Source organism: Streptomyces griseus subsp. griseus (assembly GCF_000720255.1).
Taxonomy (GTDB): domain Bacteria; phylum Actinomycetota; class Actinomycetes; order Streptomycetales; family Streptomycetaceae; genus Streptomyces; species Streptomyces griseus_I.
The window spans coordinates 1-2328 of record NZ_JOJE01000113.1 but is presented as its reverse complement, the minus strand read 5'-3'; the positions used below and the strand labels follow the sequence as shown (position 1 = coordinate 2328).

Below are 2328 nucleotides of genomic sequence, written 5' to 3'. Positions count from 1 at the left end.
GTCATCCACGTCCAGCACCTGCGTCCAGCCCAGGCCGCGCAGCTCCTCCGGCATGTCCGCCGCGGAGTAGCGGCCCAAATAGTTGAAGCCGATCTGCGGCTCGGGATATGAGGCCAGCATCGGTGACGTCCGGTGATTCAGATATCGCAGCAGGCCGGACCGGGAACATGCTGGTGAACCAGCCCACCGTCCGCGACAGATCCGCGCCCGGAACGACCCCCTCCTCACGCCCGTGCCCCTCCAGGCGCACCAGCAGTGAAGTGTCGTCAGTCCCGCGCCACTTGGCCACGGCCAGCGCGAGCGCGGCGAGCAGGCCGTCGTTCAATCCGCCCCGGAACGCCGCCGGAAGCCCGGTCAGCAAGGCCTCCGTCACCCGGGCCGGCAGCTCGACGCCCACCGTCTCCACGGTCGGCACCGGGTCCGCCGCCGGGCCCGGGCAACGGTTCCCCACAGCAGGGTCCGGCCCTTCCAGCACCCTTTGCCAGTAGGCCAGTTCGGCGACCCTCTCGTCGCTTGCGGCTTCCTCGACGAGGGCATGTGCCCAGCGGCGGAGCGACGTCGTCACCTCCGGCAGCTCCACCGGCACGCCCTCGCGCACCCGCACCCAGGCCGCCGCCAGGTCCGGCAGCAGAATCCGCCACGACACCCCGTCGACCACGAGGTGGTGCAGGACCATCAGCAGCCGCCCGGACGTCGAGGGGCCGGCGTCGAACCAGACGAACTGGGCCATCACACCGGCGCCCGGATCCAGCCTCCGCATCGCCGCGTTCAGTTCCGAGGACGCCGTCTCGCGCCACGCGTGCGACTCCCACCGGCCGTCGCAGCCGACCCTGCGGATGAGGGTGCCGACCGGCAGTGCGCCGGGCGGGTCGACCACGAGGCCGTGTTCGCCGTTCCGGGCGACGAGGCGCGACCGCAGCAGGTCGTGCCGGTCCAGCACCGCGCCCAGCGTCGCCGCCAGCCCGGGCGCGTCGATCCCGTCGGGCAGCTCCAGCAGTGTCGACATCGAGAACGTGCCGATGTCGACGCCCGCCTCCATCACATAGGCCGCCGCCGGCGGCAGGGGCATCCAGCCGATGCCGCCGCCCGCCAGTTCCTCGAGCACGGCTGCCGCGCCGCTCCGGGCCCCGGCCGCCAGTTCGGCCACGGTCCGGGACTCGAAGACCTGACGCGGGCTGATCTCGACGCCACGCGCACGGGCGCGTGCCACGACCTGGATCGAGCGGATGCTGTCGCCGCCGATGGCGAAGAAGTCGTCCTCGACGCCGACGCGGTCGAGCCCCAGCACCTCGGCGTACACGGCCGCCAGCGTCTGCTCCTCCGGTGTGCGCGGCGCCCGGTACTCGCCGGCCGAGAACTCCGGCGCGGGCAGCGCGGGCCGGTCGACCTTGCCGTTCAGGTCCAGCGGCATCCGGTCCAGCACGACCAGCACCGCGGGCACCATGTACTCGGGCAGCCGGGCGGCCACGAAGCGGCGAACCTCGGCCACGTCGACACCCGCGCGCAGGTCGGGGTCGCCCGCGCCGATGCCGTACGCCGGCACGACGTAGCCCACCAGTTGTTTTCCGCCCGTGCCGCGTCCCTCGCGGACCACCACGACCGCTTGTGCCGGTGCGGTACATCCGCTCCCCCGCGGGCCCGAACGGGTCGGCCACGAACCGCTCCGCCGTCAGCCCGGGACGCCCGTGGTACCCCCGGCCCACCGCACCGCCGACATACAGCTCGCCCACCACGCCCACCGGCACCGGGGCGAGACCCGATCCCAGTACGTACGCCCGCATGTTGCCCAGCGGACGGCCGATCGGCACGTTGCCCGCACCGGTCCAGTCGTCCGGGATGCGGTACGTCGTGGCGTAGAAGTCCTCCGTCTGACCGTAGGCCTGCATCAGGCGCACGCCGGGGATCGCGGCGCGCACCTTCTCCAGCAGTGTCGCGGGCAGGGCGTCACCGCCGAGGACGACCGTGTCCACCTGCATCCGGCCGGAGACCTGTTCGAGGATCTCGGCGAACACCGAGGGGACGGCCTGGAGCGCGCTGCCGGTCCAGCCGTCGCGTTTGGCCAGTTCCAGGACGTCCTCCACCACGTCGACGGTGGCGCCGGCGCTCAGGGCGCTGAACACCTCGAACGCCGACACGTCGAAGTTGACCGAGGTGGCGCACAGCATCCGGGAGCCGGGCCGGAGGTCCACGACCTCTGCCAGCCGGGACACGCCATTCACGAGGTTCGCGTGGGTGATGGTCACGCCCTTGGGGGTTCCGGTGGAGCCGGAGGTGTACATCACGTACGCCACGTTGTCCGGACGCAGGGCCGCCGAACGCTCCGCGTCG

1 protein-coding gene and 1 pseudogene are annotated in these 2328 nt (G+C 72.5%); both read right to left on the bottom strand.

All coding sequences use genetic code 11. The annotated features are described in order from the left end of the window. Position 1: 1 nt before the first annotated feature. Positions 2 to 1597, bottom strand: a complete 1596-nt coding sequence (locus IG99_RS43315) for a condensation domain-containing protein (protein ID WP_051866635.1) — start codon at positions 1595 to 1597, stop codon at positions 2 to 4. A 151-nt stretch (positions 1598 to 1748) separates the two neighbouring features. Continuing rightward, positions 1749 to 2279 (bottom strand): annotated as a pseudogene (locus IG99_RS49975) (AMP-binding protein); the annotation flags it as partial. Positions 2280 to 2328 lie beyond the last annotated feature (49 nt).